Raw genomic sequence first — 24,941 nt, 5'->3', positions numbered from 1 at the left:
GTCAGGCTCCCTGCGGCTCGGCGTCGATCGCGTCGTACTGCTTCTTCAGCTCGGGGTCGATCGCCGCCAGCTGCTCGGCGAGGTCGACCATCACGAGGCACTGCTTGAGGGAGGCGTCGTCCTCCATCTTGCCGTCGAGCATGACGGCACCGGTGCCGTCGCCCATCGCCGCGACGACGCGGCGCGCGTGCCGGATGTCCTCGACGCTGGGGGAGAAGACGCGGTTGGCGATCGCGATCTGCTTCGGGTGCAGCGACCAGGTGCCGACGCAGCCGAGCAGGAAGGCGTTGCGGAACTGGTCCTCGCAGGCGACGACGTCGGTGATGTCGCCGAAGGGCCCGTAGTAGGGGTAGATCCCGTGGGCCGCGCAGGCGTCGACCATGCGGGCGACGGTGTAGTGCCACAGGTCCTGCTGGTACGTCGCGCGCTGCGCCTCGATCTGCGCCGTGCCGTCCTCGCCCTTCGGGGGGTCCTGGCGCACCAGGTAGCCGGGGTGGCCGCCCCCCACGCGGGTGGTCTTCATGCGGCGGTCGGCAGCGAGGTCGGCCGGTCCGAGGGAGAGGCCCTGCATGCGCGGGGAGGCGCCGCAGATCTCCTCGACGTTCGCGACACCGCGGGCGGTCTCGAGGATGGCGTGGACGAGGATCGGCCGCTCGAGGCCGGCCTTGGCCTCCAGCTGGGCGAGCAGACGGTCCACGTAGTGGATGTCCTCGGCGCCCTGCACCTTCGGGACCATGACGACGTCGAGCTTGTGGCCGATGGCGGGCACGAGCGTGGTCAGGTCGTCCAGCGCCCACGGGCTGTCGAGCGAGTTGATGCGGGTCCAGAGCTGGGTGGGCCCGAAGTCGACCTCCTGCCCGATCCGCACGAGGCCCTCGCGCGCCTCGATCTTCTTGTCGGCCTTGACGGCGTCCTCGAGGTTGCCCAGCAGCACGTCCACGGTGCCGACCATGGCGGGCACCTTGGCCGCCATCTTGGGGTTGCTCGGGTCGAAGAAGTGGATGGCCCGGCTCGGTCGGGCGGGCACCTCGCGGACCGGGGCCGGGGCCCCGACGGCGAGCGGGGCGAAGAAGTCCTTGGCGCTGCGCATGAAAACTGAACGTAGCAGCGACGGACCGCCCGATCGCCGCCCGGACGGGCAGAGATCCGGCCCGACCAGGTGTGATCAGCGCTGCCGGCGGTCCACGTAGGCCACCATCCGGGCGAAGAGCGCCTCGGCCGCCGCCCACTCGGCGTCGACCCGGGGGCCGGGGCGCACGGCGCGGAGCAGCGCCCCCTCGCTGGCGACGGTCGCGGACTCGCCGGCGGCGGTGGCGCACACGAGGGCGGCGGTCGCGACGTCGGCCGGCCGGAGCGACCACACGGCCTCGAACTCCCGGCGGTCGTCGGGCACGCCGGCCTGACCGGGGATCTCCCAGGCGGACAGGGCGATGCAGAGGTCGTCGGAGTCGCACACGACGGCCCACTCGTTCCGCAGCGGCGAGTCGTCGGGGAGGCCCACGCGCCGCACGCTGCCGGCCTGCGCGGGCGGGTCGGACTCGGCGAAGTCGGCGAAGACGATCGTGGTCGCCGCGCGCTGGGCCAGGTCGGTCCAGCGCGGCTCGGCGCGCTCCCAGAACGGGGCGCGCTGGAACGCGCCGTACAGGTGGGGGCGCTGGGCCCGGGCCATGAACTCGTCCTCGATCGCCCACGAGACGGCGATGAGCGTGCCCTTGCTGAGGCGGTGGACGGGGAGGCCGACGTTGACGCCGCGCAGCTCGGCGAAGACCGAGGCGGTGGGCGGGCTGGCGGCCAGCTGCACGCGGGAGATCGACTGGTCGAGCCGCAGGCCGGCCCGCCGGTGGGCGAGCACCTGGCGCACGAGCTCGATGTCGGCCGCCTCGTAGCGCCGGTGACCGCTCGGCAACCGGCGGGCGATGGGGAAGCCGTGGCGCTGCTCCCACATGCGCAGGGTCGGGACGCTGACGCCGGTGGCCTCGGAGAGCTCACCGATGGCGAGGTCGCCGACGGACGTCGAACCGGCGTCGGTCGATCGGGGGTGAGCCATGGCTGGATCCTATACCTCAACAGTCCGTTTAGATTTCTTGTTGAGATTTTCGGGCCGGTGGTGGACGCTGTTCACATGGGTGATCACCGGTGCGTCGGCCACGTGGGCGGCCTCTTCCTCGAGATGGCGGGCCGTGACGGCGCCGTCCCGGCGGTGCTGGTGCGCGACCGCGACGGGCTGGTGCTCCGGATCGACGACCCCGCGGCCTTCGGACGCGTGCGCGCGAGCCGCGAGGTGCGCGAGGCGGCCACCCGGATGGCGGAGCGGGGCGTGGTCGTGCGGGTCGAGTGCCGGGGGCGTGCCCTCGTGACCCTGGGCGTCGCCGCCGTGCCGTGGTGGCAGCGCGCGCTCACCGGGGCGACGCACCTGCGGCTGCACGCGTGGCCCGGCGCCGTACGACGCGGCGCGGCCCGCGACCGGCGCCGTCAGGAGCGCGCCACGCCGGGCGCGATCGAGGTCCCGTCCGTGGTCCCGCAGGCGGCCTGACCTGCGCCGATGTCGGTCGGTGGGCGGTCGCCCGGTGGCAGGTGGAGCCTCTTGCGGAGACGTTGTGAGGGATTCGCAGGAAAACTGAGACGTCGGCGGCCCTGGCGCGGCATACTTCTTCTCGAACCGCGGTGGTGACCCGAGACGCCACCGCGGTTCTCCCATTTCCGCTGTGCCCCCGCTGCACGTAGGTCGGGCCGGCGTCCTCGGTGAGCACGGCTCACGAGGTGAGATGTTCCGCTCCCGCGACCAGGTCGAGCTCATGCAGGTGGCGTTCCCCGGCGTCCAGGTGGACGCCCTCGCGGCGGCGGTCCGCACGACCGGTGGTGTCGGCCGGGTCGGGCTCGACGAGCGGGGCCGGGCGGCCTTCTTCACCGTCGGTGACACGCACGGCCGCTACAGCGCCGAGGATGCGCGCGCCCGCTGGCGGTTCGTGCGGGTGGGGCGTGAGGGCTACGGGTTCGACCTCGCGGTCGCCGAGCTGGCCGACCACCTCGGGGTCCCGGCCGGGAGCGTCGTCTTTCGACGCTTCGAGGACGAGGTCGACACCCGGCTGGCCGACGGGTGGCACGCCGTCCTGGTGCTCCCGGCGGGCGATCGCGAGTACCGCCCGGTCGGCAAGGACGCCGCCGGCTCGCGCACCGAGGTGCGCGAGGTGCGCGGGTGGCACCTCGTGACCTGGGTGCCCGCCCCCGGGGTGGTCCCCGCCGAGGAGGACGTGATCGCCCACCTGGTCTCCACCACTGCGACCGGGCGCTCCGCCACGGGCGTCCTGGTCCTGCTCGACGCCGGGCACACGACGGTGCTCGACGTCGCGAAGGGCGAGGTGGTCGGCGGTCGGCACTGGCCGGCGGACCTCTGGCCCACCGTGCACGCCGACGCGCTCGAGGACGTCGAACCCGCTCGCGCCCTCGTGGCCGACGTGCTCGCGGACCTCGTTCCCCAGCACGCCGACGAGGACTTCACGTCGTGGGGCGACGACCCCGTACGACGCCGGTCCGCCTTCCGCGGCCACCCGGTCGACCTGCCCGAGGTGGTCGCCGCCCTCGGACTGCCGCCCGAGACGCTGGACGTGCTCGAGGGGACCTCCGACCTGCCGGTGACGACCCACGAGGCGACGACGGTCGGGCGCGCGGCGACGGAGGCGATGCTGGACGCGACCGACGCCTCCCGCTTCCCCGTCGTCGAGACGGTCTCGAACGTGGCCGGCGTCGTCATCGCTGCCGTGGTGCTGCTGCTCGGTCGCGACGCCGTCCCGACCTGGGCGTGGTGGGGCGCGGTCGTCATCGGCGTGCTCAGCGTGCTGGCCCTCGCGACGCAGCTGCTGGCGTTGCGGCGCCGCCGCCGGCGCGCGCGTCCCTGACCGCGCCACCCGCCCGAGCGTCCGTTCGGGCAGCGGTTAGCCTGCCGGGGTGAGCACCGCCGACGCCATCTCGCCCGACTCGGACCGCCCCTGGGCCACGCCCGGGGCGTGGCCGGTGGCCCCGGGCGTGCACCGCATCCCCCTCCCGCTGCCGAACGACGGGCTGCGGGCCGTCAACGTCTACGCGGTCGAGACCGCCGACGACCGCGGCCGGTCGCTCACGCTCGTCGACGGCGGCTGGGCGATCGACGAGTCGCGGGAGGCGCTCGAGAAGGCCCTCGCCACCATCGACGCGGGCGTCGGCGACATCCGCCGCTTCCTGGTGACCCACGTGCACCGCGACCACTACTCGCAGGCCGTCGCGCTGCGCCGGGCCACCGGTGCCGAGGTCGCGCTCGGTCGCGGTGAGGAGACCTCGCTGCGGCTGGCGGCCGAGGGCGACGCCGTACGCCGCGTCATGGCCGCCCACCTCGCCGACGCCGGTTCGGTGCGCACCGCCGAGGCGTGGTTGGCCGCTCCGGCGGACGACGAGGCGGAGACCTGGGGACTGCCCGACACCTGGATCGAGGGCGACGTCCCCATCGCGGTCGGCGACCGACGCCTCGACGCGGTCCACACCCCGGGACACACCGCGGGGCACTACGTCTTCGCCGACGCCGCCGCCGGCCTGCTCTTCGCGGGCGACCACGTGCTCCCCACCATCACGCCCTCCATCGGCTTCGAGCCCGACACGCGCCTCGGTGCGCTCGCCGACTTCATGGGCTCCCTGGCCAAGGTGCGGGCGCTGCCCGACCTGCGGCTGCTGCCCGCCCACGGGCCGGTCACCGGCTCCGCCCACGCACGGGTCGACGAGCTCCTCGCCCACCACGAGGCCCGGCTCGAGCAGAGCCTGGCGCCGCTCGAGGTCGGGGGCGCGGGCGCCACGGCCGAGGACGTCGCCAGCCACCTCACCTGGACCCGCCACGAGCGGGCCTGGTCGTCCCTCGACCGGTTCAACGCGGCCCTCGCCGTCATGGAGACGCGGGCCCACCTCGAGGTCCTCGTCGCGCGCGGCCAGGCGGTCGTCGAGCGCGACCAAGGCTTCGCGGACGCCATCGGTGCCGCCGCGGGCTCGCTCCCGGGCAGCGACCCGGTGAGCGGCGTGCCGGCGCGGTACCGCCGGGCCTGAGCCGGGTTCGCGCTGAGCCGGGCCCGGGCTGAGCCGGGCCCGGGCTGAGCCGGGTCCGGCCCGCCCGTGGGCGATGGGTCGGGCGCGGCACTGTGCCGCTGGTGCGGCCCGGAGCGAGCCGGCGGTGTCCCAGCCGCACATTTCTCGGCCTCGGCCTCGGCCTCGGCCGGATGGCCGGCGGCGTGCGCGGCGCCAGACCCGCGTCGTACCGCCGGACGTCATGCGCAGCGGTGCCCGGTGCCTGCGGTTCGCATGACGTCCCGGGGTGTGGGGTGGTCGGGTGATCGGTCGGGTGATCGGTCGGGCTCGGAACTGTGCCGCTGGTGCAGCCCAGGGCGAGCCGGAGGTGTCCCAGCCGCACATTTCTCGGCCCTGCCCGGCCCGGCCCGGCCCAGCCCGGCCCAGCCCAGCCCAGCCCAGCCCGGGCCAGCACCGGCTCCGGGCGGCGCCTGTCTCAGCCTCCCGCCGGCCGCGTCATGGGCAGGTGGGGGATGCCGTCCTCGTCGTACCCGTCGCCGCTGACGACGTACCCGTGCGCGCCGTACCAGCCCGCCAACGGCGCCTGGGCGCTCAGCACGGAGACCCGGTCGCCCACGACGTCGAGCGCCGCGCGCATCAGCGGCGTTCCGAGGCCACGCCCCCGGGCGGCCGGCGCCAGCACGACCCGGCCGACGCGCGCCACCGGCTCGCCGGTCTCCGGGTCGTCCCCGTCGGACAGCACGCGCAGGTAGCCGAGCAGCTCGTCGCCGTCGAGCAGCAGCACGTGGCGCGTGCCGGGCTCGTCGTCGCGGCCGTCGAGGTCGGGGTAGGGGCACTCCTGCTCCACCACGAACACCTCCTGCCGGAGCTGCCAGACCCGGTAGGCCAGCCGCGGGGGGAGCTCGTCGAAGGCGAGGGTGCGCACGTCCATGGGCCGACCGTCTCACGGCCCCGGAGCGGGCGGAGCGTAGAGTCGGCCCCCAACGACAGGGGAGCGCCGAGAGCCGAGATGGCCAGGGCGCTGAGAGTGCGGATCCGCCGCAGACCCTCGAACCTGCTCCGGTTAGCACCGGCGAAGGGAGTCACGCCATGCGTCGCATCCTGCCCACCCTCGTGACGGGGGCCCTGGTCCTGCCGGCCCTCGCGGCCTGCTCGACGTTCGGGGAGGGGGAGAGCGCGAGCGGCGGCACCGAGAAGCTGGTGCTCGTCGCCCACGAGTCCTTCAGCCTCCCCGACGAGCTGATCGAGGAGTTCGAGGCCGAGCACGACGTCGACCTCGAGATCCGCCAGCCCGGCGACGCCGGGGCGGTCGTCACGGAGATCGCCCTCAACCCCGACGACTCCGGCGCCGACGCGGTCTTCGGCGTCGACACCACGTTCGCCAGCCGGCTCCTCGACGCCGACGCCCTCGAGTCCTTCGAGGGCGACCTGCCGTCGGGCGCGGACGCCTTCGCGCTCGCCGACGAGGACCGCCTCGTCCCCGTCGACTCGGGCAACGTCTGCGTCAACGTCGACACCGCGTGGTTCGCCGAGCGGGGCCTCGCCGAGCCGGAGTCGCTCGACGACCTCGTGGACCCCACCTACGCCGACCTCTTCGTGACGCCCGGCCCCGTCGACTCCAGCCCGGGTCTCGCGTTCCTGCTGACGACGGTCGCGGCGTACGGCGAGGACGGCTGGCGCGACTACTGGCGCGGCCTCGTCGACAACGGCACCGAGCTGGTCGCGGGCTGGAGCGACGCCTACTACACGTCCTTCACGGGCGGCGGCGAGGACGGCCAGCGGCCGATCGTGCTGTCCTACGACTCCTCGCCCGCGTTCACGACGACCGAGGACGGGTCCGCGACGACGACCCGCGCCCTGCTCGACACGTGCTTCACGCAGGTGGAGTACGCCGGCGTGCTGCGTGGTGCGGACAACCCCGAGGGCGCCCAGGAGCTCGTGTCCTGGCTCCTGTCGGAGGAGGTCCAGGCGGCCCTGCCGGACAACATGTACGTCTACCCGGTGCGCGACGACGTCGAGCTCCCCGCGGCGTGGGCGGAGTTCGCCCCGCGGCCGGCCGCGCCGTACACGATGGAGCCTGCCGAGATCGCCGCGAACCGGGAGACGTGGATCGGCGAGTGGCGCGAGGAGACGCAGCGCTGACCCGCACCCTCCGCCTCCTGGCCCTCGCGGCGCTGCCGCTGGGGGTCGTGGCGGTGTTCTTCGTGCTCCCCGTGGGCGCGATGCTCGTGCGGGGGCTCGCGCCCGACGGGCACCTCGACCCGGGCGGCCTCGTCGAGGTGCTGGGGCGGGACCGCACCGGTCGCGTCCTGTGGTTCACGCTCTGGTCGGCGGCGCTCGGCACGCTGCTGTCGCTGGTGCTCGGCCTGCCGGTCGCCTACGCCCTCTTCCGGGTCGCGGTGCCCGGTGCCCGGGTGCTGCGGGCGCTGACGCTCGTGCCGTTCGTGCTGCCGACCGTCGTGGTCGGCGCGGCGTTCCGGGCGCTGCTCGGCGAGGGCGGGCTGCTGGGCTTCCTCGGCTGGGACGGCACGCCCGCTGCGATCGTCGCCGCCCTGGTCTTCTTCAACATCTCCGTGGTCGTGCGGGTGGTGGGTGGCGCCTGGGCCGGCCTCGACCCCCGGGCCGAGGAGGCCGCCGCCGCGCTCGGGGCGAGCCCGGCGAGGGTGCTGCTGACGGTGACGCTGCCCGCGCTGCGCCCGGCGCTCGCCTCGGCGGCGGCCGTGGTCTTCCTCTTCTGCTCCACGGCGTTCGGGGTCGTGCTGACGCTCGGAGGCCTGCGCTACGCGACCGTGGAGACGGAGATCTACCTGCTCACCCGGGCCTTCGACCTGCCCGCCGCGGCCTGCCTCTCGCTCGTGCAGGTCGTCACGGTCGTGGCGCTGCTCGCCGTCCTGGGCCGGCTGCGGGGCCGGGCCGGCGACGCCGTGCCCGTCGACCGCGTCCCGCCGCGACCCCGGCGGGCGCGGCGCGGCGACGTCCCCGCCCTCGTCGTCACCGGGCTCGTCGTGCTCGCGACCGCCCTCCCGATCGTCGGCCTCGCCGTGGCGTCCCTGCAGGTACGGGGCGAGTGGACGCTGGCCAACTACCGCGCGCTCGACGAACCGGGGATCACGACGGCGCTCGACGTGCCGGTGCTCACCGCCCTGCGCAACTCGCTCCAGGTCGCCGTCGACGCGACCTGGATGGCGCTGCTGCTCGGCCTGCTCGTCGCGCTCGTGGTGACGCGGCGGGCCCGCTCCCGGCCCGAGCGGGTCGCGCGCGGCCTGCTCGACGGGTTCTTCATGCTGCCGCTCGGGGTGTCGGCCGTGGTCCTCGGCTTCGGGCTGCTGGTCACGGTCGCGCGCCCGCCGCTGGCCCTGCGCGACGAGCCGCTGCTCGTGCCCCTGGTGCAGGCGCTGGTCGCGCTGCCGCTGGTCGTCCGCACCCTCGTGCCGGTGCTCGCCGGCATCGACGACCGGCAGCGGCAGGCGGCGGCGTCCCTCGGGGCGTCCCCGGCCCGCACGCTGCTCGTCGTCGACCTGCCCGTGGTGTGGCGGCCGCTGCTGGCGGCCGCGGGGTTCGCCTTCGCGACGTCGTTGGGGGAGTTCGGCGCCACGTCGTTCCTGTCCCGTCCCGACCACCCGACGCTGCCGGTGGTCATCGGCCGGCTCCTCGGGTCGCCGGGCACGACGGGCGCGCAGTCCAACCCGGGGATGGCGATGGCGGCGGCGGTCGTGCTGGCGGCGACGGTGACGGCGGTGGTGCTGGTGGTGGAGCGCCTGCGGGTGCCGAGCGTGGGAGCGGTGTGATGGTGGAGGAGAAGGACCCGGAGGGCGGCCTGCGGCTGCGCGGGGTGACGGTGGCGTACGACGGCGTGCCCGCCCTCGCCGACGCGAGCCTCCACCTGCCGGCGGGCGAGGTGCTGGCCGTGCTCGGCCCCTCCGGCAGCGGCAAGTCGACGCTGCTGCGGGCGGTCGCCGGGCTGGAGCCGCTCACCGCGGGCTCCGTCGCGTTCGACGGTGCCGACCTGGCCGGCGTCCCGCCGCACCGCCGCGGCTTCGCCCTGATGTTCCAGGACGGCCAGCTCTTCGGCCACCTCAGCGTCGGCCGCAACGTGGCCTACCCGCTGCGGTTGCGGCGCACCCCGCGGGCGGCGACCCGGGCGAGGGTCGGCGAGCTGCTGGCGCTGGTGGGCCTCGACGGCTACGCCGACCGCGCGCCCGGCACCCTCTCGGGCGGCGAGCGGCAGCGGGTCGCCCTCGCCCGGGCCCTCGCCTGCGCGCCCCGGCTGCTGCTGCTCGACGAGCCGCTCTCCGCACTCGACCGTGCGCTGCGCGAGCGCCTGGCCGGTGACCTGTCCGGCATCCTGCGCACCGCCGGCACCACGGCGCTGCTCGTCACCCACGACGTCGACGAGGCCTACGCCGTGGCCGACCGCGTGGCGCTCGTCCGGGACGGGCGCGTCGTGCAGGAGGGCGCCGTCGCCGACGTCGACGCCGCCCCGCGCGACGCGGCCGTGGCCCGCCTCCTCGGCTACCCCCACGTCGTCGGGGACCGGGCGGTGCGCCGTACGGCGTTCACGCTCGCCGCCGGCGCCGGGGGAGCGTGCACAGGAACGGTGCTCCACGCCCGCGCGACGAGCGCCGGGCGACGGCTCCTGGTCGACCTCGACGGGGTCGGTCCGGTCGACGTCGTGCCGCTGCCGGGGACCCCCGAGCCCGAGCCCGGCGAGCGGGTGGAGGTGCACGTCGACCCGACGGGCACGGCGCCGCTCGGCGGGCCGGGGAGGTAGCGGCGGGGAGGGGAGGCGGCGGACGCACGTCTACACTGACCGGCGTGTATCGCCGCGCCTACGTCCTCCTCATCGGGGTTGCAGCGACGATGGCGATCCTCACGGTCGTCACCGCGCTGTCGCTCGGACGCAGCGTCGTGGACCCCGAGGGCTTCCTCGGCCCGGGCTGGCTGCGCTTCCCGCTCCTCGTCGGCCTGGCGCTCCTCGCCGACCTGGTGCCGCGGGCGCTGTGGCACTCGCGGATGCGCCTGTCGCAGGTCCCCGACCTGGTGAAGGCGCGCTGGCGGGAGCACTGGACGCGCGAGCGGTTCACCCTCGTGGCGCTGGGCATCGGCTGCTTCTACGTGACCTACGCCTGCTACCGGAACCTCAAGTCGTTCCTGCCGTTCGTGCTGGGCGAGAAGAAGTACGACACCGAGCTCCACGCGCTCGACAAGATCCTGTTCCTCGGCAACGACCCGTCGGCCGTGCTCCACACGATCTTCGGGTTCGCCTGGTTCGAGCAGTTCATCTCGACGATCTACCTCTGGTACCTGCCGCTCGTGCCGGTGCTCGTCGCTGTGTGGACCATCTGGTCCCGCAACATCTCGTTCGGCTACTGGTTCGTGACGTCGCAGGTCATCGCCTGGACGCTGGGCACGGCGACGTACTACATGCTGCCGGCGCTCGGCCCGAAGTTCGCCTTCCCGTGGCTCTACGCGGACCTCGACACGGGGGCCAGCCAGCTCGCCGACTCGTTGTTCTACAGCCGCACCAACGTGCTGTGGGGCGACGGCGACGGGCTCCAGTCGACCGCCGCCTTCGCCAGCCTGCACACCGCGATCACGCTGCTGTGGGCCCTGATGGTGCAGTACACGATCCGCAGCCGGATCGTGCACTGGGTCTTCTGGGCCAACTTCGGCCTCACGATCATCGCGACGCTCTACTTCGGCTGGCACTACGTGGCCGACGACATCGCCGGAGCCATGATCGCGGTGGTCGCGTTCTACGTGGGAGGCGTGGCGAGCGGGCAGAAGTTCGAGAGACGCGGGTTCTCCAGCCATCCCACGACGACCACGTCGCGGGTGCCGCTCGGCCCCGACGGCCGCGACGTCGACGTGCGCGTCGAGACCGACGAGGAGCGGGCGCCCAGCGCGTCGCGGCTCGACCCGTCGCGGTTCCTCCGGCGCCTCCGCCGCAGGGACGCGTCGCCCGCGGCCCGCGACCCCGACTGAGCGCCTCCCGCGGTTGGTGACCCGCCGGTAGTTTGGCGGCATGGCCACCGACCTGGGCGTCGCCCGCGACGCCGCCCCCGAGCACACCGTCGCCCCCGACCCGGCCGCGCTGCAGCGGATCCTGGACGGGAAGTACGCCGAGGTCCGCGACCTCGTGCGCCGCAACCTCGTCGAGCACGCCGACCTCCTCGGCGAGGTCGACGACCTCGACCGCGAGACCTACCGCGACCGGGTCCTCGCGATCGTCCAGCAGGTCGCCGCGACCGGCCAGACCGGCTTCGGGTTCCCCGAGGAGCACGGTGGCGGAGGCGACATCGGGGCGTCCATCGCGGCCTTCGAGACGCTGGCGTTCGGCGACCTGTCGGTTCTCGTCAAGGTCGGCGTGCAGTTCGGGCTCTTCGGCGGCGCGGTGCTGCAGCTCGGCACCCAGCGGCACCACGCGGCGTACCTCCCCGGGATCATCGACGGGACGATCCTCGGGTCGTTCGCGATGACCGAGTCGGGCCACGGCTCCAACGTGCAGGCGCTGGCGACCACGGCGACGTACGACGTGGCCACCGACGAGTTCGTCGTCGAGACGCCGCACGACGCCGCACGCAAGGACTACATCGGCAACGCCGCCCGCCACGGCGAGCTCGCCGTCGTGTTCGCGCAGCTCCACATCGGTGGCGAGAGCCAGGGCGTGCACGCGTTCATCGTGCCGATCCGCGTGCGCGACGACGCGGGGGAGCTCGTGCCGGCGCCCGGCGTGCGCATCGAGGACTGCGGCCACAAGATGGGGCTGCAGGGCGTGGACAACGGACGGCTGTGGTTCGACGGCGTGCGGATCCCGCGCGAGAACCTGCTCGATCGGTTCGCGACGGTGTCGCCCGCGGGCGTCTACTCCTCCGAGATCGAGAGCCCGGGGCGCCGCTTCTTCACGACGATCGGCACGCTCGTGCAGGGCCGCGTCAGCGTCGGCGGCGCCGGCATCAACGCGGCGAAGGTCGCGATGGTGCTGGCGGTGCGGTACGCCGAGCGGCGACGCCAGTTCGAGGCGACGGGCGAGCAGGAGGAGCTGCTGCTCGACTACGGGCAGCACCAGCGGCGGCTGCTGCCGCTGCTCGCGCAGACCTACGCGCTCCACGTCGCCCAGGAGGACCTGGCGGCCGAGCTGCACGCCGTGTTCTCCGGCGAGAAGACCGACGGTCGGTCCCGTCGTGCGCTGGAGTCCCACGCCGCGGGCCTCAAGGCGGTCGGCACGTGGCACGCGACGCGCACCATCCAGGAGTGCCGAGAGGCGTGCGGCGGGGCGGGCTACCTCTCCGCCAGCCGGTTCGCCGCGCTCAAGGCCGACACCGACGTCTTCACGACGTTCGAGGGCGACAACCACGTGCTGCTGCAGCTCGTCGCGAAGGGCCTGCTCACCGACTACGCCGGAGACTTCCAGGACGCCGACCAGTTCGAGATGGTCAAGCTCGTCGCCGGCATCGCGCTCGACGAGATCGTCAAGCGCACCCGTGCCCACCAGCTCCTCGACCGGGTGCGGGACCTCCTGCCGACCGGCGCGGAGGGCGAGGACGAGGCCGGTCTGCTCGACACGGACTACCAGCTCGCGATGCTGCGCTACCGCGAGGAGCAGGTGATCTCCTCGGCGGCCCGGCGCCTCAAGCGGGGCGTCGACAGCGGCATGAACCCCGGCGCGGTGTTCTCCCAGGTGCAGCCCCACGTCATCGCCGCCGCGCGGGCCCACATGGACCGCGTCGTGCAAGAGGCCTTCGTGGCGCGCGTCGCCGGTCTCGAGGACGGCCCCGAGAAGCGGGCCCTCGGCCTGCTCGTCGACCTCAACGCACTGCGGATGATCGAGGCCGACCGGGCGTGGTTCATGGAGTCCGGCCGGATGTCCGCGGCCCGCTCGAAGGCGGTCCGTCGCGAGGTCGACGCGCTGTGCCGGCGCGTGCGCCCGATCGCCCGGCAGCTCGTCGACGCCTTCGGCGTGCCGGAGGAGGTGCTCCGCGCCCCCGACCTGCTCGGCCCCGTCGTGACGGCCGGCGACCCGCCCGCCGTGGGTCACGAGCCGGGCCACCACACGCAGGGCGAGACCGCGGAGCGGGTCGCGGAGTCGGCGTGAGCGGCGGCGCGAGCGGCGGCGTGGGCGGCGGCGTGGGCGGCGGCGTGCTGGGGCGGCTGCGGGGCCTGGCCGGCGGCTGGGCCGACGACCCCGCGTGGGCGCACGTCTACAGCTGGTCGGTCGACCACCCCCGCCTCGGCTCGACCGGCTGGCGCCTGGCCGTGGGGTCGGACCTGCGCCTGCTCCTCGACGCCGCCGACGAGACCGGGACCCTGCCCGCGGGGTCGCGCGTGCTCGACGTGCCGTGCGGCTCGGGCGTCGCCCTGCGGGGCGTGCGGCCGGGACAGGGGATCGAGTACGTCGCCGCCGACCTCGCCCCCGCCATGCTCGCCCGGACCCGGCGCACCGCCGAGCGCCTCGGGGTGGCGGACCAGGTGACGCTGCTCGAGGCGGACGTGACCGCCCTGCCGCTGCCCGACGGCGACGTCGACCGGGTCCTCAGCCTGACGGGGCTGCACTGCTTCCCCGACCCGCACGCGGCGTTCGTCGAGATGGTGCGCGTGCTCCGTCCCGGCGGGACCCTGCTCGGCTCCGCGGTGCTGACCGACACCGGCCGTCGCTGGGAGGGCGTACGCCGCGTGGGCCGCGCCAGCGGCCTCATCGGCCCGATGTGCTCGTCGGCCGACCTCCGGCGGTGGGCCGACGCGGCGGGCCTCGAGGGCTTCACGATGCGTCCGTCCGGTGCGCTGGCGTACTTCCGCGGCACACGCGCGAGGGTCGCTGCCTGACGGTCCCCGGCCCGCGGCTGGGGTGCAGGACGCCACCACCACCGGTTGTAACGCGGTGTCCGGGTGTCCATGGAAGTGTCGTGCAGCGCGCTCGGACGCACCTACACCGCGTTACAGCGGGGGATGGCGTACGCCGCCGGCCCGGTCGCCATCGCGACCGACGGTCCGGCCGGCGGGGCCCCGAGCGGCCGGCTGGATCAACTGGTGCGGTGTTGGTGCTACGTGTGCGGTGGTCGACCACTTCCACGGAAGCCCGGACACCGCGTTACACGCCGAGGGCTCGAACAGCACGAGGGCGGGACCCCGTATGGGGTGTCCCGCCCTCGCCGTACCGGCCGGAGCCGGCGCTGCTGAGCAGAGGAGCTCAGTACTTGCTGCCGTTGTCCTTGAACCGCTGGAACGACGCGGCCACCTCGGCCTGCGCCGCCTCGGCGCCGACCCAGTCGGCGCCCTCGACGGACTTGTTGGGCTCGAGCGCCTTGTAGACCTCGAAGAAGTGCTTGATCTCGAGGAGGTCGAAGTTCGACACGTCGCCGAGGTCGTTGTAGTGGCTGTAGCGCGGGTCGCCCGCGGGCACGCACAGCACCTTGTCGTCGCCGCCGGCCTCGTCGGTCATGCGGAACATGCCGATCGCACGGGCCTTGATGAGGCAGCCGGGGAAGGTCGGCTGCAGCAGGATGACCATCGCGTCGAGCGGGTCGCCGTCCTGACCGAGGGTGTCCTCGATGTAGCCGTAGTCGGTCGGGTACTGCGTCGCGGTGAACAGCGTGCGGTCGAGACGGAGGCGACCACTGTGGTGGTCCACCTCGTACTTGTTCCGCTCGCCCTTGGGGATCTCCACGAGTACGTCGAACTCGAGCACGCTGCTGCCTTCCGCGTCGCGACCGCGCCAGCGCGGTCGATCGTGTGGGTGCCGCGACCGGAGGCCACGGTCAAGTTTGTCGGTGCCCTCGCGCAGAATGACGCCGAACCGATCGAAACTGAGGTGATCCTAGGTGGCGAAGGGCACGCGCCGCAGGCGGGGCGTCAAGGTCCCCCTCCTCGTCGTGCTGGTGCTGGTCCTCCTGGGAGGTGCCGGCGCCGGGGCGTGGAGGCTCGGACTGGCCGACCGGTGGCTCGGCGACCCCGACGATCGGACGGGTGACCCCGCGGCGGTCGCCGCGCCGGAGGGCCTCGACCTCCCTCCGGTGGCGGAGCCCGACCCGCTCCTGACGGAGGTCGACGCCACCGCCGGTGCGCTCGACCCGGCCGCCCTCGAGGCTGCGCTGGCCCCGCAGCTCGCCGACGACGACCTGGGGCCACGCGTCGGTGTGGCGGTGGCGCCCCTGAGCGGAGCCGACGCCTGGACGGCCGGCGTGCCGCAGGTGATCCCGGCGTCGACCACCAAGGTCCTCACCTCCGTGGCCGCCCTGGAGACCCTCGGCCCCGACCACACGTTCACCACCGAGGTCGTCGACGCCGGCCCCGCCGCGCCGACGGACGGCGCGGCGGGCGGCTCGACGGGCGGACCCACCGACGGGCCCACCGACGGGGAGGCTGCGGCGCTGCACCGCATCGTGCTCGTGGGCGGCGGCGACCCGCTGCTCACCCGCGAGCCGGTGCCGACGGAGCGGCCGTCGCGCTACGGCTTCGGTCCGTCGCTCCGCGAGCTCGCCACCGCCACGGCGACGGCGCTCACCGAGGCGGGCCGCACGCAGGTCCAGCTGTCCTACGACGCAAGCCTGTTCACCGGTCCCGGGATCAACCCCGTGTGGCCGGTGTCGTACGTGCCGGACGACGTCGTCGCGCCGATCGTGGCGTTGACGTCGGACCGGGGGTACGACGACGAGGGCGACCCGCTCGCCGATCCTGCCGCCGCGACCGCCACCTGGTTCGCGGGGGCCCTGGCGGAGGCGGGCATCACCGTCGTCGGGGAGCCCTCGACGGGCCTGGCGGGCAACAGCCCGCGCCTCGCGGCCGTGGACAGCGCGCCCCTCGGCGAGATCGTGGAGCACCTGCTGGCCGTGAGCGACAACGAGACCACCGAGGTGCTCGCCCACCACGTGGGCCTCGAGGTGGAGGGGTCGGGGTCGTTCGAGGGCGGTGCGGCGGGGGTACGCCGCGTGCTCGGCGACCTCGGCGTCGACCTGGGGTCCGACGTGCTCACCGACGGCAGCGGGCTCTCGCGGGAGAACCTGCTCGCGCCGAGCACGCTCGTCGACGTCCTGGCCGTCGCGTCGTCGGCCGACCACCCGGAGCTGCGCCACGTGCTGACGGGTCTGCCGGTCGCGGGCTTCTCCGGGTCGCTCACCAACCGGTTCACGACGGCCGACCCGGCCGGGCTCGGCGCCGTCCGCGCGAAGACCGGCACCCTGACGGGCGTCCAGGGCCTGGCCGGGATCGTCCAGGACGCGACGGGCCAGCCCCTGCTCTTCGTCGTCATCGCCGACGGCGTGGCTCCCGAGGGCGCGCTCGACGGCCGCGAGGCGATCGACCGGGCGGCTGCCGCGCTCGCGGCCTGCGTGTGCACGACGACCACCACCGCGCCGCCGGACGAGACGCCGACCGCGCCGTCCACCGAGCCCCCGGCCGGTGGCCCGGGCAGCACGCCGGGGGAGGGCGACGACGCCGCGGCGGCCACCGCCCGCGACGTACTGTCGCCGGCATGACCTCCTCCCCGGGCGCGGCCATCGACTGGGACCTCGCTGCCCGCCTCGGTTCCCGCCTCGCCCCTCCGGCCCCCGACGTCCCCGCGGCCCAGGTCGCGGAGACCGTCACGGCGCTGCGGTCCGACGCGGCGCGCTCGACGGGCCTGGTCGCCGACTTCACCGGGCTGGTCGCGCCCGCCCACGCGGCGCCCGTGCTGGTGGTCGACCGGCCGCGCTGGATCGAGGCCAACACGCAGAGCTTCGCCGTGATGATGGAGCCCTTCCTGGCCCGGCTGGCCGAGCGCAGCGCGGAGGGCGGGATCCAGCCGCCCGCCGTGGTGCGCCGTGCGACCACCGCCGTGGGGTCGCGGGTCACCGGCGCCGAGCTGGGGGTGCTCCTGGGCTTCCTCTCCGGCAAGGTCCTGGGCCAGTTCGACCCGTTCGCGCCGGCCGAGGTGGCGCCCGACGGTCGCCTGCTGCTCGTCGCCCCGAACGTCTGGCAGGTGGCGGAGGACATCGGTGCCCGCCACGCCGACTTCCGCCTGTGGGTCTGCCTCCACGAGGAGACCCACCGGGTGCAGTTCACCGCGGTGCCGTGGCTGCGCGAGCACCTGCGGGGGCAGGTCGACGCGCTGGCCGGCACGCTCGACCCGACCTCGGTGCTGGAGGACGGTCTCTCCCGGGTCGTCGACGCGGTCCGCAACGGCGCGCGCGGGTCGCTCGTCGACATGCTCGGCTCGCCGGAGCAGCGCGAGATCGTCGACCGCGTCACCGGTGTCATGTCGCTGCTCGAGGGCCACGCGGACGTCGTGATGGACGGCGTCGGCCCGAGCGTCATCCCCACCGTCCGGCGGATCCGCAAGGCGTTCGAGCAGCGCCGCGACGGCCTCGGGTTCCTCGACCGGCTCGTGCGCCGGATGATCGGGCTCGACGCGAAGATGGCGCAGTACCGCGACGGCGCCGCCTTCGTGCGTCACGTCGTCGACCGCGTCGGCATGGAGGAGTTCAACGCCGTCTGGGCGTCGCCGGACCACCTGCCGTCCAAGGCCGAGATCGCCGACCCCGCCGCCTGGGTCGCGCGCGTGCACGGGTGACGCTCCCGCCGGCGGTGGCGGCGGTGCGCTCCGCGGTGCGCCGCGTGCTCGAGGCCGAGCGGCCGCCGACGGTCGTCGTCGCGTGCAGCGGGGGCGCCGACTCCCTGGCGCTGCTCGCGGCCACGGTCTTCGTCGCGCACACCTCCCGCGACGCGACCGGCACCCACGTCGTCGGCACGGTCGTCGACCACGGCCTGCAGGAGGGCTCGGCGGCGCACACCGCGCGCGTCGTCGAGCAGATGGCCGCGCTCGGTGCCGACGAGACCTTCTCCGCGACGGTCAGCGTCGGTTCCGCCGGTCTCGGCGTGGAGGCGGCGGCCCGGGACGCCCGGTACGCCGTGCTCGGCCAGGTGGCGACGACCGTCGAGGCGCCGGTGGTGCTGCTCGGGCACACGCTGGACGACCAGGCGGAGACGGTGCTGCTCGGCCTGGCCCGCGGCTCGGGCGGACGCTCCATCGCCGGGATGCGCCGCGGGTTCGACGTGTTCCGCCGGCCCCTGCTCGACGTGACCCGGGCCGAGACCGAGGCGGCCTGTGTCGCCGAGGGCATCACCTGGTGGACCGACCCCCACAACAGCGACCCGCGCTTCCTGCGGGCCCGGGTCCGTGCCGAGGTGCTGCCGGTGCTCGAGGACGTGCTCAACCCGCGGGTCCGCCACAACCTCGCGCGCACCGCTGACCTCCTCTCCGACGACCTGGCGGCGCTCGACGAGGTCGCCGCCGCGGCGTACGAGGACGTCGTCGGCGGGCGCGACCTCGCCACGGAGGTGGACCTCGCCGGGCTGGCGGGCCTGCCGCGGGCGATCGCCAGCCGGGTGCTGCGGCGGGCGGCGCTCGCCGCGGGCGCGCGCGACGCCGAGCTGTTCGCCGTGCACGTCGACGCCCTGGCCCGGCTCGCCGACGCGCCCGGCGGCGCGGCGGTGCAGCTCCCCGGCCACGTGACGGCGGTGCGCGGCGCCGGCACGGTGGGGTTCCGCCGGACCGCCTGATCCGGGCGCGGGCCGCCGCCCGGCCGACGGGCGACCTGTGGCAGGCTGACCTCCCGTGGACGCCTCCTCCGTCGAGAACGACCTGGTCAACATCCTCTTCACCGAGGAGGAGATCCTCGAGAAGCTCGGGGAGATGGCCCGCCGCATCGAGGCCGACTACGCGGGCAAGGAGCTGCTCGTCGTCGGTGTGCTCCGCGGCGCGATCATGGTGATGGCCGACCTCTCCCGCGCCCTCGAGCGCCACGTGGAGACCGACTGGATGGCCGTGTCGTCCTACGGGTCGGGCACGAAGTCGAGCGGTGTCGTGCGGATCCTCAAGGACCTGGACACGGACATCTCGGGCAAGCACGTGCTGGTGGTCGACGAGATCATCGACACCGGCCTCACGCTGAGCTGGCTCATCTCCAACCTGTCGAGCCGGGGGCCGGCGAGCGTCGAGATCGCGACCCTCCTCCGCAAGCCGGAGGCGCTGGCGATGCCCGTGACGCCGAAGTACGTCGGCTGGGACATCCCCAACGAGTTCGTCGTGGGCTACGGGCTCGACTACCAGGAGCGCTACCGCAACCTCCGCTGCATCGGCACCCTCGCCCCCCACGTCTACTCCTGACCGCACGCTCAGCCGGTCCTTGGGAACTGCTGCCAGAATCGGGCGGCAGGGCGGACAGACCGTGCGGGCGCGGTAGTTTCGTCCCCTGAGTCCTGGGCCGGTCGTGACGGCCGCCCGTCATCACGTCGTGGAAGAAGCCTGTGAAGCGTTTGTTCAAGGGGCCTTGGCTCTGGATCGTCCTCGCCGTGGTGGCGGTGCTCCTCTCGCTGCAGTTCCTGGTGTCCGGTGACGGCGCCGACGAGATCGACACCTCCCGCCTCGAGAAGTACATCGCCGAGGGCCAGGTCAAGGACATCACCTTCGTCGACGGCGAGCAGCGCATCGAGGCGACCCTCGACGACGACGTGAAGCGCGAGGGCGGCAAGGACGTCGTCGCCTACTACGTGCAGGGCCAGCAGGAGACGATCCTCGCGGCCGTCGACAAGCAGGTGCAGGACGGCACGATCGAGAAGTCGAACTCGGAGAACCCGCAGCCGAGCCTGCTCGGCTCGCTGCTCGTCAGCATCCTCCCGTTCATCATCATCCTGGCGCTCTTCATCTTCCTGATGAACCAGGTGCAGGGCGGCGGTGGCCGCGGGGTCATGCAGTTCGGCAAGTCCAAGGCCAAGCTCATCACCAAGGACATGCCGAAGACCACGTTCGCGGACGTCGCCGGGTGCGACGAGGCGATCGAGGAGCTCGGCGAGATCAAGGAGTTCCTCTCCGAGCCCGCGAAGTTCCAGGCCGTCGGGGCGAAGATCCCCAAGGGCGTCCTGCTCTACGGCCCGCCCGGCACCGGCAAGACGCTGCTGGCCCGCGCGGTGGCCGGCGAGGCCGGGGTGCCGTTCTACTCGATCTCCGGCTCCGACTTCGTCGAGATGTTCGTCGGCGTCGGTGCGAGCCGCGTGCGGGACCTGTTCGAGCAGGCCAAGGAGAACGCTCCGGCCATCGTCTTCATCGACGAGATCGACGCCGTCGGTCGCCACCGCGGCGCGGGCATGGGCGGCGGCCACGACGAGCGCGAGCAGACGCTCAACCAGCTCCTCGTCGAGATGGACGGCTTCGACGTGCGGGGCGGCGTCATCCTCATCGCCGCGACCAACCGGCCCGACGTGCTCGACCCGGCGCTGCTGCGCCCCGGCCGCTTCGACCGCCAGATCCAGGTGGACGCCCCCGACCTGGCCGGCCGCCACAAGATCCTGCAGGTCCACTCGCGCGGCAAGCCGCTGGCCGAGGGCATCGACCTCATGTCGGTGGCGCGCCGCACGCCCGGGTTCAGCGGTGCCGACCTGGCCAACGTGCTCAACGAGGCGGCGCTGCTCACGGCGCGCTCCAACGAGAAGCTCATCACCCCGCACGCCCTCGACGAGGCCATCGACCGCGTCATCGCGGGTCCGCAGCGGCGCACCCGCCTGATGAACGAGCACGAGAAGCTGGTGACGGCCTACCACGAGGGCGGCCACGCGCTCGTGGCGGCGGCGCTCCCCGGCACCGACCCCGTGCACAAGGTGACGATCCTGCCGCGCGGCCGGGCGCTGGGCTACACGATGGTGCTGCCCGACGAGGACAAGTACTCCCAGACCCGGTCCGAGATGCTCGACAAGCTGGCGTACATGCTCGGTGGCCGCGCGGCGGAGGAGCTGATCTTCCACGACCCGACGACGGGCGCGGGCAACGACATCGAGAAGGCCACGAGCCTGGCGCGGGCGATGGTGACGCAGTACGGCATGACGGAGCGGCTGGGCGCGATCAAGCTCGGCGACTCCGGCGGCGAGCCGTTCCTGGGCCGCGACATGGGCCACCAGCGCAACTACTCGGAGGACGTCGCCGCGATCGTCGACGAGGAGACGAAGAAGTTCCTCGCCGCGGCGCACCAGGAGGCGTTCGACATCCTCGAGGAGAACCGCGACGTCCTCGACGCGCTGGTGCTCGCCCTGCTCGAGCGCGAGACGCTCGACAAGGCGGAGATCGCGGCCGTGTTCGAGCCGCTCCGCCGACGTCCCGTGCGTCCGGCGTGGACGGGCTCCCCGACCCGCAACCCCTCGGCGATCCCGCCCGTCGAGATCCCCGCCGCCGTGCGGCAGCGTGCGGCCGAGGGCGCGGTGGCGCTGGAGAAGGGCGAGGGCGGCACGATCATCACGCCCCCCGGCCCCGGCGGCGACCTCCACGGCGGTCCGGACGCGCCGGGCACCCCGCCCGGTCCGCCCGCACCGGGTGCGCCGTGATCAGCCCGGTCTCCCACCCCGAGCCGGCCGAGCGTCCCGACTACGACCACGGCCGTGCGGAGGCGGCGATCCGTGAGCTGCTGCTCGCGATCGGCGAGGACCCCGACCGGGAGGGGCTGAAGGAGACGCCGGCCCGGGTCGCACGGGCCTACGCCGAGCTCACGGCCGGGTTGCGCCAGCAGCCGGAGGACGTGCTCACCACGACGTTCGACATCGGGCACGACGAGATGGTGCTCGTGCGCGACATCGAGCTGTGGAGCATGTGCGAGCACCACCTCGTGCCCTTCACGGGGGTGGCCCACGTCGGCTACATCCCGTCGGCGAGCGGCAAGATCACAGGCCTCTCCAAGCTGGCCCGCCTCGTCGACGTCTACGCCAAGCGCCCCCAGGTGCAGGAGCGGCTCACGACGCAGGTGGCCGACGCCCTCATGCGCATCCTCGAGCCGCGCGGCTGCATCGTGGTCATCGAGGCCGAGCACCTGTGCATGACGATGCGCGGGGTCCGCAAGGCGGGCGCACGCACGCTGACCTCGGCGGTCCGGGGCCAGATGCACGACCCGGCCACGCGGTCGGAGGCCATGGCCTTGATCCACAGCCCGCGCCGCTGAGGAGCCGGTCCGTGCGTCCGCTCCTCATGGGCGTCGTCAACGTCACGCCCGACTCCTTCTCCGACGGCGGCCGCTGGGCCGACCCCGAGCACGCCGTGGCGCACGGGCTCGCGCTGGTGGACGACGGCGCCGACCTCCTCGACATCGGGGGCGAGTCGACCCGGCCGGGCGCGACGCGGCCGCTGCTGGCGGACGAGCTCGACCGCGTCGTCCCCGTCATCCGCGACCTCGCCGCCGCCGGGGTGACCGTCTCGGTGGACACCATGCGTGCGGAGGTCGCCGAGGCGGCCCTCGCCGCCGGCGCCACGGTGGTCAACGACGTCTCGGGCGGCCTGGCCGACCCCCGCGTGCTGCGGGTCGCCGCGGAGGCGGGTGCGACGTACGTGGCCATGCACTGGCGCGCGCACTCCGACCGGATGACGGACTTCGCGGACTACCCGCGAGGCGTGGTGACGGAGGTGGCCGAGGAGCTGGCGGTACGCCGCGACGCCGCCCTCGCCGCCGGCATCGCGCCCGAGCGGTTGGTGCTCGACCCCGGCCTGGGCTTCGCGAAGGGGGCGCACCACAACTGGGAGCTGCTCGCGGGCCTCGACCGGATCTCCGGTCTCGGGCACCCGTTGCTCGTCGGCGCCAGCCGGAAGACGTTCCTGGGGCGGCTCCTCGCCGGGGCCGAGGGTCCGCGTCCGGTGGACGGACGGGAGCACGCGACCGCGGCGCTGACCCTCATGCTGGCGGAGGCGGGCACGTGGTGCGTGCGCGTCCACGACGTGCGCGCGAGCCGGGACGTGCTGGCCGTGCGCGAGGCGTGGCAGGCGGCCGGGTCCGGGGCAGCAGGCCCCGGGACGCGCACGACGGGGGAGGAGCAGGCGTGACCGACGAGCTGGCGGTGCGGGGCATCGAGTGCTGGGCCCACCACGGCGTCTTCCCCGACGAGCGACGGCAGGGCCAGCGCTTCGTCGTGGACCTCGTGCTGGGGCTCGACACCCGCCCGGCGGCGGCGTCCGACGACTTGCACGACACCGTCGACTACGGAAGTCTCACCATGGCGGTGAAGGCCGCCGTGGAGTCCGATCCCGTCGACCTGGTCGAGACGGTGGTCCAGCGCATCGCTGACGTGGTGCTGTTGGAACGTCGTGTTGAATGGGTCCGGGTGACCCTCCACAAGCCTGACGCACCCATCCCCACGACGTTCACCGACGTGGCGCTGACGATCGAACGGAAACGAGGCCCAAGGTGACCGAGACTCCGAACCCCCACATCATCGACGCGGACACCCTGACCGGGGAGATGCGACCCATCCGCCGCACGGTGGTCTCGTTGGGGTCCAACCTCGGCGACCGGTTCGCGAACCTGCAGGGCGCGGTCGACGCGCTCGCGGACACCCCCGAGGTGTGGATCACCAACGTCTCCGCTGTCTACGAGTCGGAGCCGATCGGAGCCCCCGAGGGTTCCGACAGCTTCCTGAACGCCGTCGTGCTGTTCGACACGACCCTCTCGGCGGCCCGCCTCGTCGACCGCGTGCAGGCCATCGAGGACGCCTTCGGGCGCGAGCGCGACGGTGTCGTCAACGCTCCGCGCACGCTGGACGTCGACCTCATCGTGGTGGGCGATCGCCGCAGCAACGAGTCGTGGCTGCAGCTGCCCCACCCGCGGGCCGCGGAGCGCGCGTTCGTGCTGCAGCCGTGGTACGACCTCGAGCCCGACGCCGAGATCCCCGACCACGGTCGCGTCGCCGACCTGCTCGGGAAGACCGGCGACCAGGGGCTCCAGCGGCGTGACGACCTCGTCCTCGCCAACCCCGCCTGACGGACGCGACGGCCCCGGGGACGCCGGGGTCGGCGGGGAGCCCGACGGCGCGCGCCTGGGGCCCGTCTCGCCGGCCGCGCTGACGGCCTTCGTCGTCGTCGGTCTCGTCGGCGGCTGGCTGCTCCGCAGGCTGGGGCGGTCCCTCGGGTTCGCGGTGCCGCCCGTGAGCTGGACCCAGGTGCTCCTCCTGGTGCTGGTCGCCGCCATCCTGGCCGGCACCGCGTGGTTCACCCGCCGCACCGTGGAGCGCGCCCGCGCCGACCTGCTCGCCCACCAGGCCGTCAACCGGCTGGTGCTGGCGCGCGCGTGCGCGCTCGTGGGCGCGCTGCTGGTGGGCGGATACGTGGGCCACGCGGTCAGCTGGCTCGGCTCCGCGTCGTACGTCGCGGACGAGCGTCTCACCCGCAGCCTGGTGGCTGCGGCGGCTGCCGGGGCCGTGCTGGCCGCGTCGTTGCTGCTGGAACGGGCGTGTCGCGTCCCTGCGGAGCCGCCTGCTCCCTAGGGTGGCGAGCATGGCTTCCCCCAACGCTCGTCGCCGGCAGCGCAGCACGCGTCTCGTCGTGGCCGTCGCCCTCATCGTTGCCTCCGGCGTGCTGCTGGCCGCTGTGGTGCCCACCGGTTCCTTCGTCGCCGTCGCCGTCTCGGGTGCCGTCGCCGTCCTGCTGGGGGCGGCCGCGCTGCGGATCGCCCACTCCGAGCTGATGGCGTCGCGGCGCGACGCTGCCTCCGACCGCGCGTCGCAGGCGAAGGAGTACGCCGAGCTCGCGGCCCGGCGCTCCGAGGAGAACGCCGAGTTCATCGCCTCCGTCGAGGGTCGCATCGCCGACCGGGACCACGCGATCACCGCGCGGGAGAAGGCGATCACCGACCTGGAGGAGGCCGTCGAGCTCGCCCAGGCCAAGGTCGTCGAGCTGACGCGGCGGGCCGACGCGGAGGCGAAGCGCGCGGATGCCGCGGTCGCGGAGCGCGACGAGCTGCGGCGCCGGCTGCAGGCAGCCGAGGACCGTGCCGCCGAGGCCATCGTGCGGCTCGCGGAGCTCGAGCAGGAGCTCGACGTCGTGCGCGCCGACCTGCTGGCGTGGGAGAGCTCCCACGTCGACCTGCGCAAGCACGCCTGAGCCGCCGCTGAACGACCGGCCG

Annotated in this window: 24 protein-coding genes; 20 read left to right on the top strand and 4 right to left on the bottom strand. The window is 74.1% G+C overall.

Annotated elements, in window-relative coordinates:
- Position 1 precedes the first annotated feature (1 nt).
- Both G3T38_RS04655 and G3T38_RS04650 read right to left on the bottom strand, forming a co-directional pair.
- A complete protein-coding gene (locus G3T38_RS04655) occupies positions 2–1,090 on the bottom strand; it encodes an HpcH/HpaI aldolase/citrate lyase family protein (protein ID WP_163770900.1) in 1,089 nt (362 codons plus the stop codon).
- Between the two features lie 75 nt (positions 1,091–1,165).
- Positions 1,166–2,047 (bottom strand): DICT sensory domain-containing protein, encoded by an 882-nt coding sequence (locus G3T38_RS04650; RefSeq protein ID WP_163770899.1) that lies wholly within the window; start codon positions 2,045–2,047, stop codon positions 1,166–1,168.
- A 75-nt stretch (positions 2,048–2,122) separates the two neighbouring features.
- On the opposite strand from G3T38_RS04650, the gene G3T38_RS04645 reads away from it, so the two are divergent.
- The 3 genes from G3T38_RS04645 to G3T38_RS04635 all read left to right on the top strand — a co-directional run bounded on the left by G3T38_RS04645 (position 2,123) and on the right by G3T38_RS04635 (position 5,064).
- On the top strand, positions 2,123–2,533 hold the full coding sequence (locus G3T38_RS04645; protein ID WP_163770898.1) for a hypothetical protein: 411 nt from the start codon (positions 2,123–2,125) through the stop codon (positions 2,531–2,533).
- 232 nt (positions 2,534–2,765) lie between these two features.
- A complete protein-coding gene (locus G3T38_RS04640; RefSeq protein ID WP_163770897.1) occupies positions 2,766–3,896 on the top strand; it encodes a hypothetical protein in 1,131 nt (376 codons plus the stop codon).
- 49 nt (positions 3,897–3,945) lie between these two features.
- A complete protein-coding gene (locus G3T38_RS04635; RefSeq protein ID WP_338037470.1) occupies positions 3,946–5,064 on the top strand; it encodes an MBL fold metallo-hydrolase in 1,119 nt (372 codons plus the stop codon).
- 454 nt (positions 5,065–5,518) lie between these two features.
- Here G3T38_RS04635 and G3T38_RS04630 read toward each other — a convergent pair whose 3' ends face one another.
- Complete coding sequence (locus G3T38_RS04630) at positions 5,519–5,974, bottom strand: GNAT family N-acetyltransferase (protein WP_163770896.1); 456 nt, start codon at positions 5,972–5,974, stop codon at positions 5,519–5,521.
- A gap of 158 nt (positions 5,975–6,132) precedes the next feature.
- Here G3T38_RS04630 and G3T38_RS04625 point away from each other — a divergent pair, with 158 nt between their 5' ends.
- Genes G3T38_RS04625 through G3T38_RS04600 form a run of 6 tightly spaced genes read left to right on the top strand, consistent with a single transcriptional unit; the run spans position 6,133 to position 13,866 of the window.
- Positions 6,133–7,185, top strand: coding sequence for a thiamine ABC transporter substrate-binding protein (locus G3T38_RS04625; protein WP_163770895.1), 1,053 nt, complete (start codon positions 6,133–6,135; stop codon positions 7,183–7,185).
- Positions 7,161–8,831, top strand: coding sequence for an ABC transporter permease (locus G3T38_RS04620; protein ID WP_338037469.1), 1,671 nt, complete (start codon positions 7,161–7,163; stop codon positions 8,829–8,831). Before G3T38_RS04625 ends, G3T38_RS04620 begins: the two co-directional genes overlap by 25 nt.
- Entirely contained in the window at positions 8,831–9,814 is a 984-nt protein-coding gene (locus G3T38_RS04615; protein WP_163770894.1) for an ABC transporter ATP-binding protein, read from the top strand. Before G3T38_RS04620 ends, G3T38_RS04615 begins: the two co-directional genes overlap by 1 nt.
- 44 nt (positions 9,815–9,858) lie before the next feature.
- Complete coding sequence (locus tag G3T38_RS04610; protein ID WP_338037468.1) at positions 9,859–11,028, top strand: phosphatase PAP2 family protein; 1,170 nt, start codon at positions 9,859–9,861, stop codon at positions 11,026–11,028.
- A gap of 40 nt (positions 11,029–11,068) precedes the next feature.
- Complete coding sequence (locus G3T38_RS04605; RefSeq protein ID WP_163770893.1) at positions 11,069–13,138, top strand: acyl-CoA dehydrogenase family protein; 2,070 nt, start codon at positions 11,069–11,071, stop codon at positions 13,136–13,138.
- Complete coding sequence (locus tag G3T38_RS04600; RefSeq protein ID WP_163770892.1) at positions 13,135–13,866, top strand: methyltransferase domain-containing protein; 732 nt, start codon at positions 13,135–13,137, stop codon at positions 13,864–13,866. The genes G3T38_RS04605 and G3T38_RS04600 overlap by 4 nt, the downstream gene beginning before the upstream one ends.
- A 364-nt stretch (positions 13,867–14,230) precedes the next feature.
- Here G3T38_RS04600 and G3T38_RS04595 read toward each other — a convergent pair whose 3' ends face one another.
- Entirely contained in the window at positions 14,231–14,728 is a 498-nt protein-coding gene (locus G3T38_RS04595; protein WP_163770891.1) for an inorganic diphosphatase, read from the bottom strand.
- 133 nt (positions 14,729–14,861) lie between these two features.
- Between G3T38_RS04595 and dacB the strand changes: the two genes are divergently transcribed.
- From dacB to G3T38_RS04540, 11 genes are all read left to right on the top strand, one after another.
- Positions 14,862–16,514, top strand: coding sequence for a D-alanyl-D-alanine carboxypeptidase/D-alanyl-D-alanine endopeptidase (dacB, locus tag G3T38_RS04590; RefSeq protein ID WP_163770890.1), 1,653 nt, complete (start codon positions 14,862–14,864; stop codon positions 16,512–16,514).
- Entirely contained in the window at positions 16,511–17,587 is a 1,077-nt protein-coding gene (locus G3T38_RS04585) for a zinc-dependent metalloprotease (RefSeq protein WP_163770889.1), read from the top strand. The genes dacB and G3T38_RS04585 overlap by 4 nt, the downstream gene beginning before the upstream one ends.
- Positions 17,584–18,576, top strand: a complete 993-nt coding sequence (tilS, locus tag G3T38_RS04580) for a tRNA lysidine(34) synthetase TilS (RefSeq protein ID WP_163770888.1) — start codon at positions 17,584–17,586, stop codon at positions 18,574–18,576. Before G3T38_RS04585 ends, tilS begins: the two co-directional genes overlap by 4 nt.
- Positions 18,577–18,631: 55 nt before the next feature.
- Positions 18,632–19,183 (top strand): hypoxanthine phosphoribosyltransferase, encoded by a 552-nt coding sequence (gene hpt, locus G3T38_RS04575; RefSeq protein ID WP_163770887.1) that lies wholly within the window; start codon positions 18,632–18,634, stop codon positions 19,181–19,183.
- Between the two features lie 140 nt (positions 19,184–19,323).
- A complete protein-coding gene (ftsH, locus tag G3T38_RS04570) occupies positions 19,324–21,387 on the top strand; it encodes an ATP-dependent zinc metalloprotease FtsH (RefSeq protein ID WP_163770886.1) in 2,064 nt (687 codons plus the stop codon).
- Positions 21,387–21,995 (top strand): GTP cyclohydrolase I FolE, encoded by a 609-nt coding sequence (gene folE, locus G3T38_RS04565; protein ID WP_338037474.1) that lies wholly within the window; start codon positions 21,387–21,389, stop codon positions 21,993–21,995. The genes ftsH and folE overlap by 1 nt, the downstream gene beginning before the upstream one ends.
- A gap of 26 nt (positions 21,996–22,021) precedes the next feature.
- Positions 22,022–22,867 carry a dihydropteroate synthase gene (gene folP / locus G3T38_RS04560; protein WP_163771011.1) on the top strand — a complete coding sequence of 282 codons (846 nt, stop codon included), beginning with the start codon at positions 22,022–22,024 and terminating at the stop codon, positions 22,865–22,867.
- Positions 22,864–23,232: a dihydroneopterin aldolase gene (folB, locus tag G3T38_RS04555; protein WP_163770884.1), complete on the top strand. Its 369-nt coding sequence runs from the start codon at positions 22,864–22,866 to the stop codon at positions 23,230–23,232. The genes folP and folB overlap by 4 nt, the downstream gene beginning before the upstream one ends.
- Positions 23,229–23,801, top strand: coding sequence for a 2-amino-4-hydroxy-6-hydroxymethyldihydropteridine diphosphokinase (gene folK / locus G3T38_RS04550; protein ID WP_163770883.1), 573 nt, complete (start codon positions 23,229–23,231; stop codon positions 23,799–23,801). The genes folB and folK overlap by 4 nt, the downstream gene beginning before the upstream one ends.
- Positions 23,770–24,303, top strand: a complete 534-nt coding sequence (locus G3T38_RS04545) for a DUF3180 family protein (protein WP_163770882.1) — start codon at positions 23,770–23,772, stop codon at positions 24,301–24,303. Before folK ends, G3T38_RS04545 begins: the two co-directional genes overlap by 32 nt.
- Positions 24,304–24,313: 10 nt before the next feature.
- Positions 24,314–24,919, top strand: coding sequence for a hypothetical protein (locus tag G3T38_RS04540; protein WP_174267606.1), 606 nt, complete (start codon positions 24,314–24,316; stop codon positions 24,917–24,919).
- The last annotated feature ends 22 nt before the right edge of the window (positions 24,920–24,941 follow it).

The organism is Nocardioides zeae (assembly GCF_010686755.1).
Lineage (GTDB): Bacteria > Actinomycetota > Actinomycetes > Propionibacteriales > Nocardioidaceae > Nocardioides > Nocardioides zeae.
Note: the sequence above shows the minus strand (reverse complement) of the source record. Positions and strands in the feature narration are given on the sequence as shown.

What these genes read in the sequence shown, in the direction of transcription:
- G3T38_RS04645 (WP_163770898.1), top strand. Translation starts at nt 2,123, where the DNA reads ATGGGTGATCACCGGTGCGTCGGCCACGTGGGCGGCCTCTTCCTCGAG.
- G3T38_RS04615 (WP_163770894.1), top strand. Translation starts at nt 8,831, where the DNA reads ATGGTGGAGGAGAAGGACCCGGAGGGCGGCCTGCGGCTGCGCGGGGTG.
- G3T38_RS04650 (WP_163770899.1), bottom strand. Translation starts at nt 2,047, where the DNA reads ATGGCTCACCCCCGATCGACCGACGCCGGTTCGACGTCCGTCGGCGAC.
- G3T38_RS04605 (WP_163770893.1), top strand. Translation starts at nt 11,069, where the DNA reads ATGGCCACCGACCTGGGCGTCGCCCGCGACGCCGCCCCCGAGCACACC.
- G3T38_RS04585 (WP_163770889.1), top strand. Translation starts at nt 16,511, where the DNA reads ATGACCTCCTCCCCGGGCGCGGCCATCGACTGGGACCTCGCTGCCCGC.
- G3T38_RS04625 (WP_163770895.1), top strand. Translation starts at nt 6,133, where the DNA reads ATGCGTCGCATCCTGCCCACCCTCGTGACGGGGGCCCTGGTCCTGCCG.
- G3T38_RS04540 (WP_174267606.1), top strand. Translation starts at nt 24,314, where the DNA reads ATGGCTTCCCCCAACGCTCGTCGCCGGCAGCGCAGCACGCGTCTCGTC.
- G3T38_RS04655 (WP_163770900.1), bottom strand. Translation starts at nt 1,090, where the DNA reads ATGCGCAGCGCCAAGGACTTCTTCGCCCCGCTCGCCGTCGGGGCCCCG.
- folP (WP_163771011.1), top strand. Translation starts at nt 22,022, where the DNA reads ATGGGCGTCGTCAACGTCACGCCCGACTCCTTCTCCGACGGCGGCCGC.
- G3T38_RS04630 (WP_163770896.1), bottom strand. Translation starts at nt 5,974, where the DNA reads ATGGACGTGCGCACCCTCGCCTTCGACGAGCTCCCCCCGCGGCTGGCC.
- G3T38_RS04640 (WP_163770897.1), top strand. Translation starts at nt 2,766, where the DNA reads ATGTTCCGCTCCCGCGACCAGGTCGAGCTCATGCAGGTGGCGTTCCCC.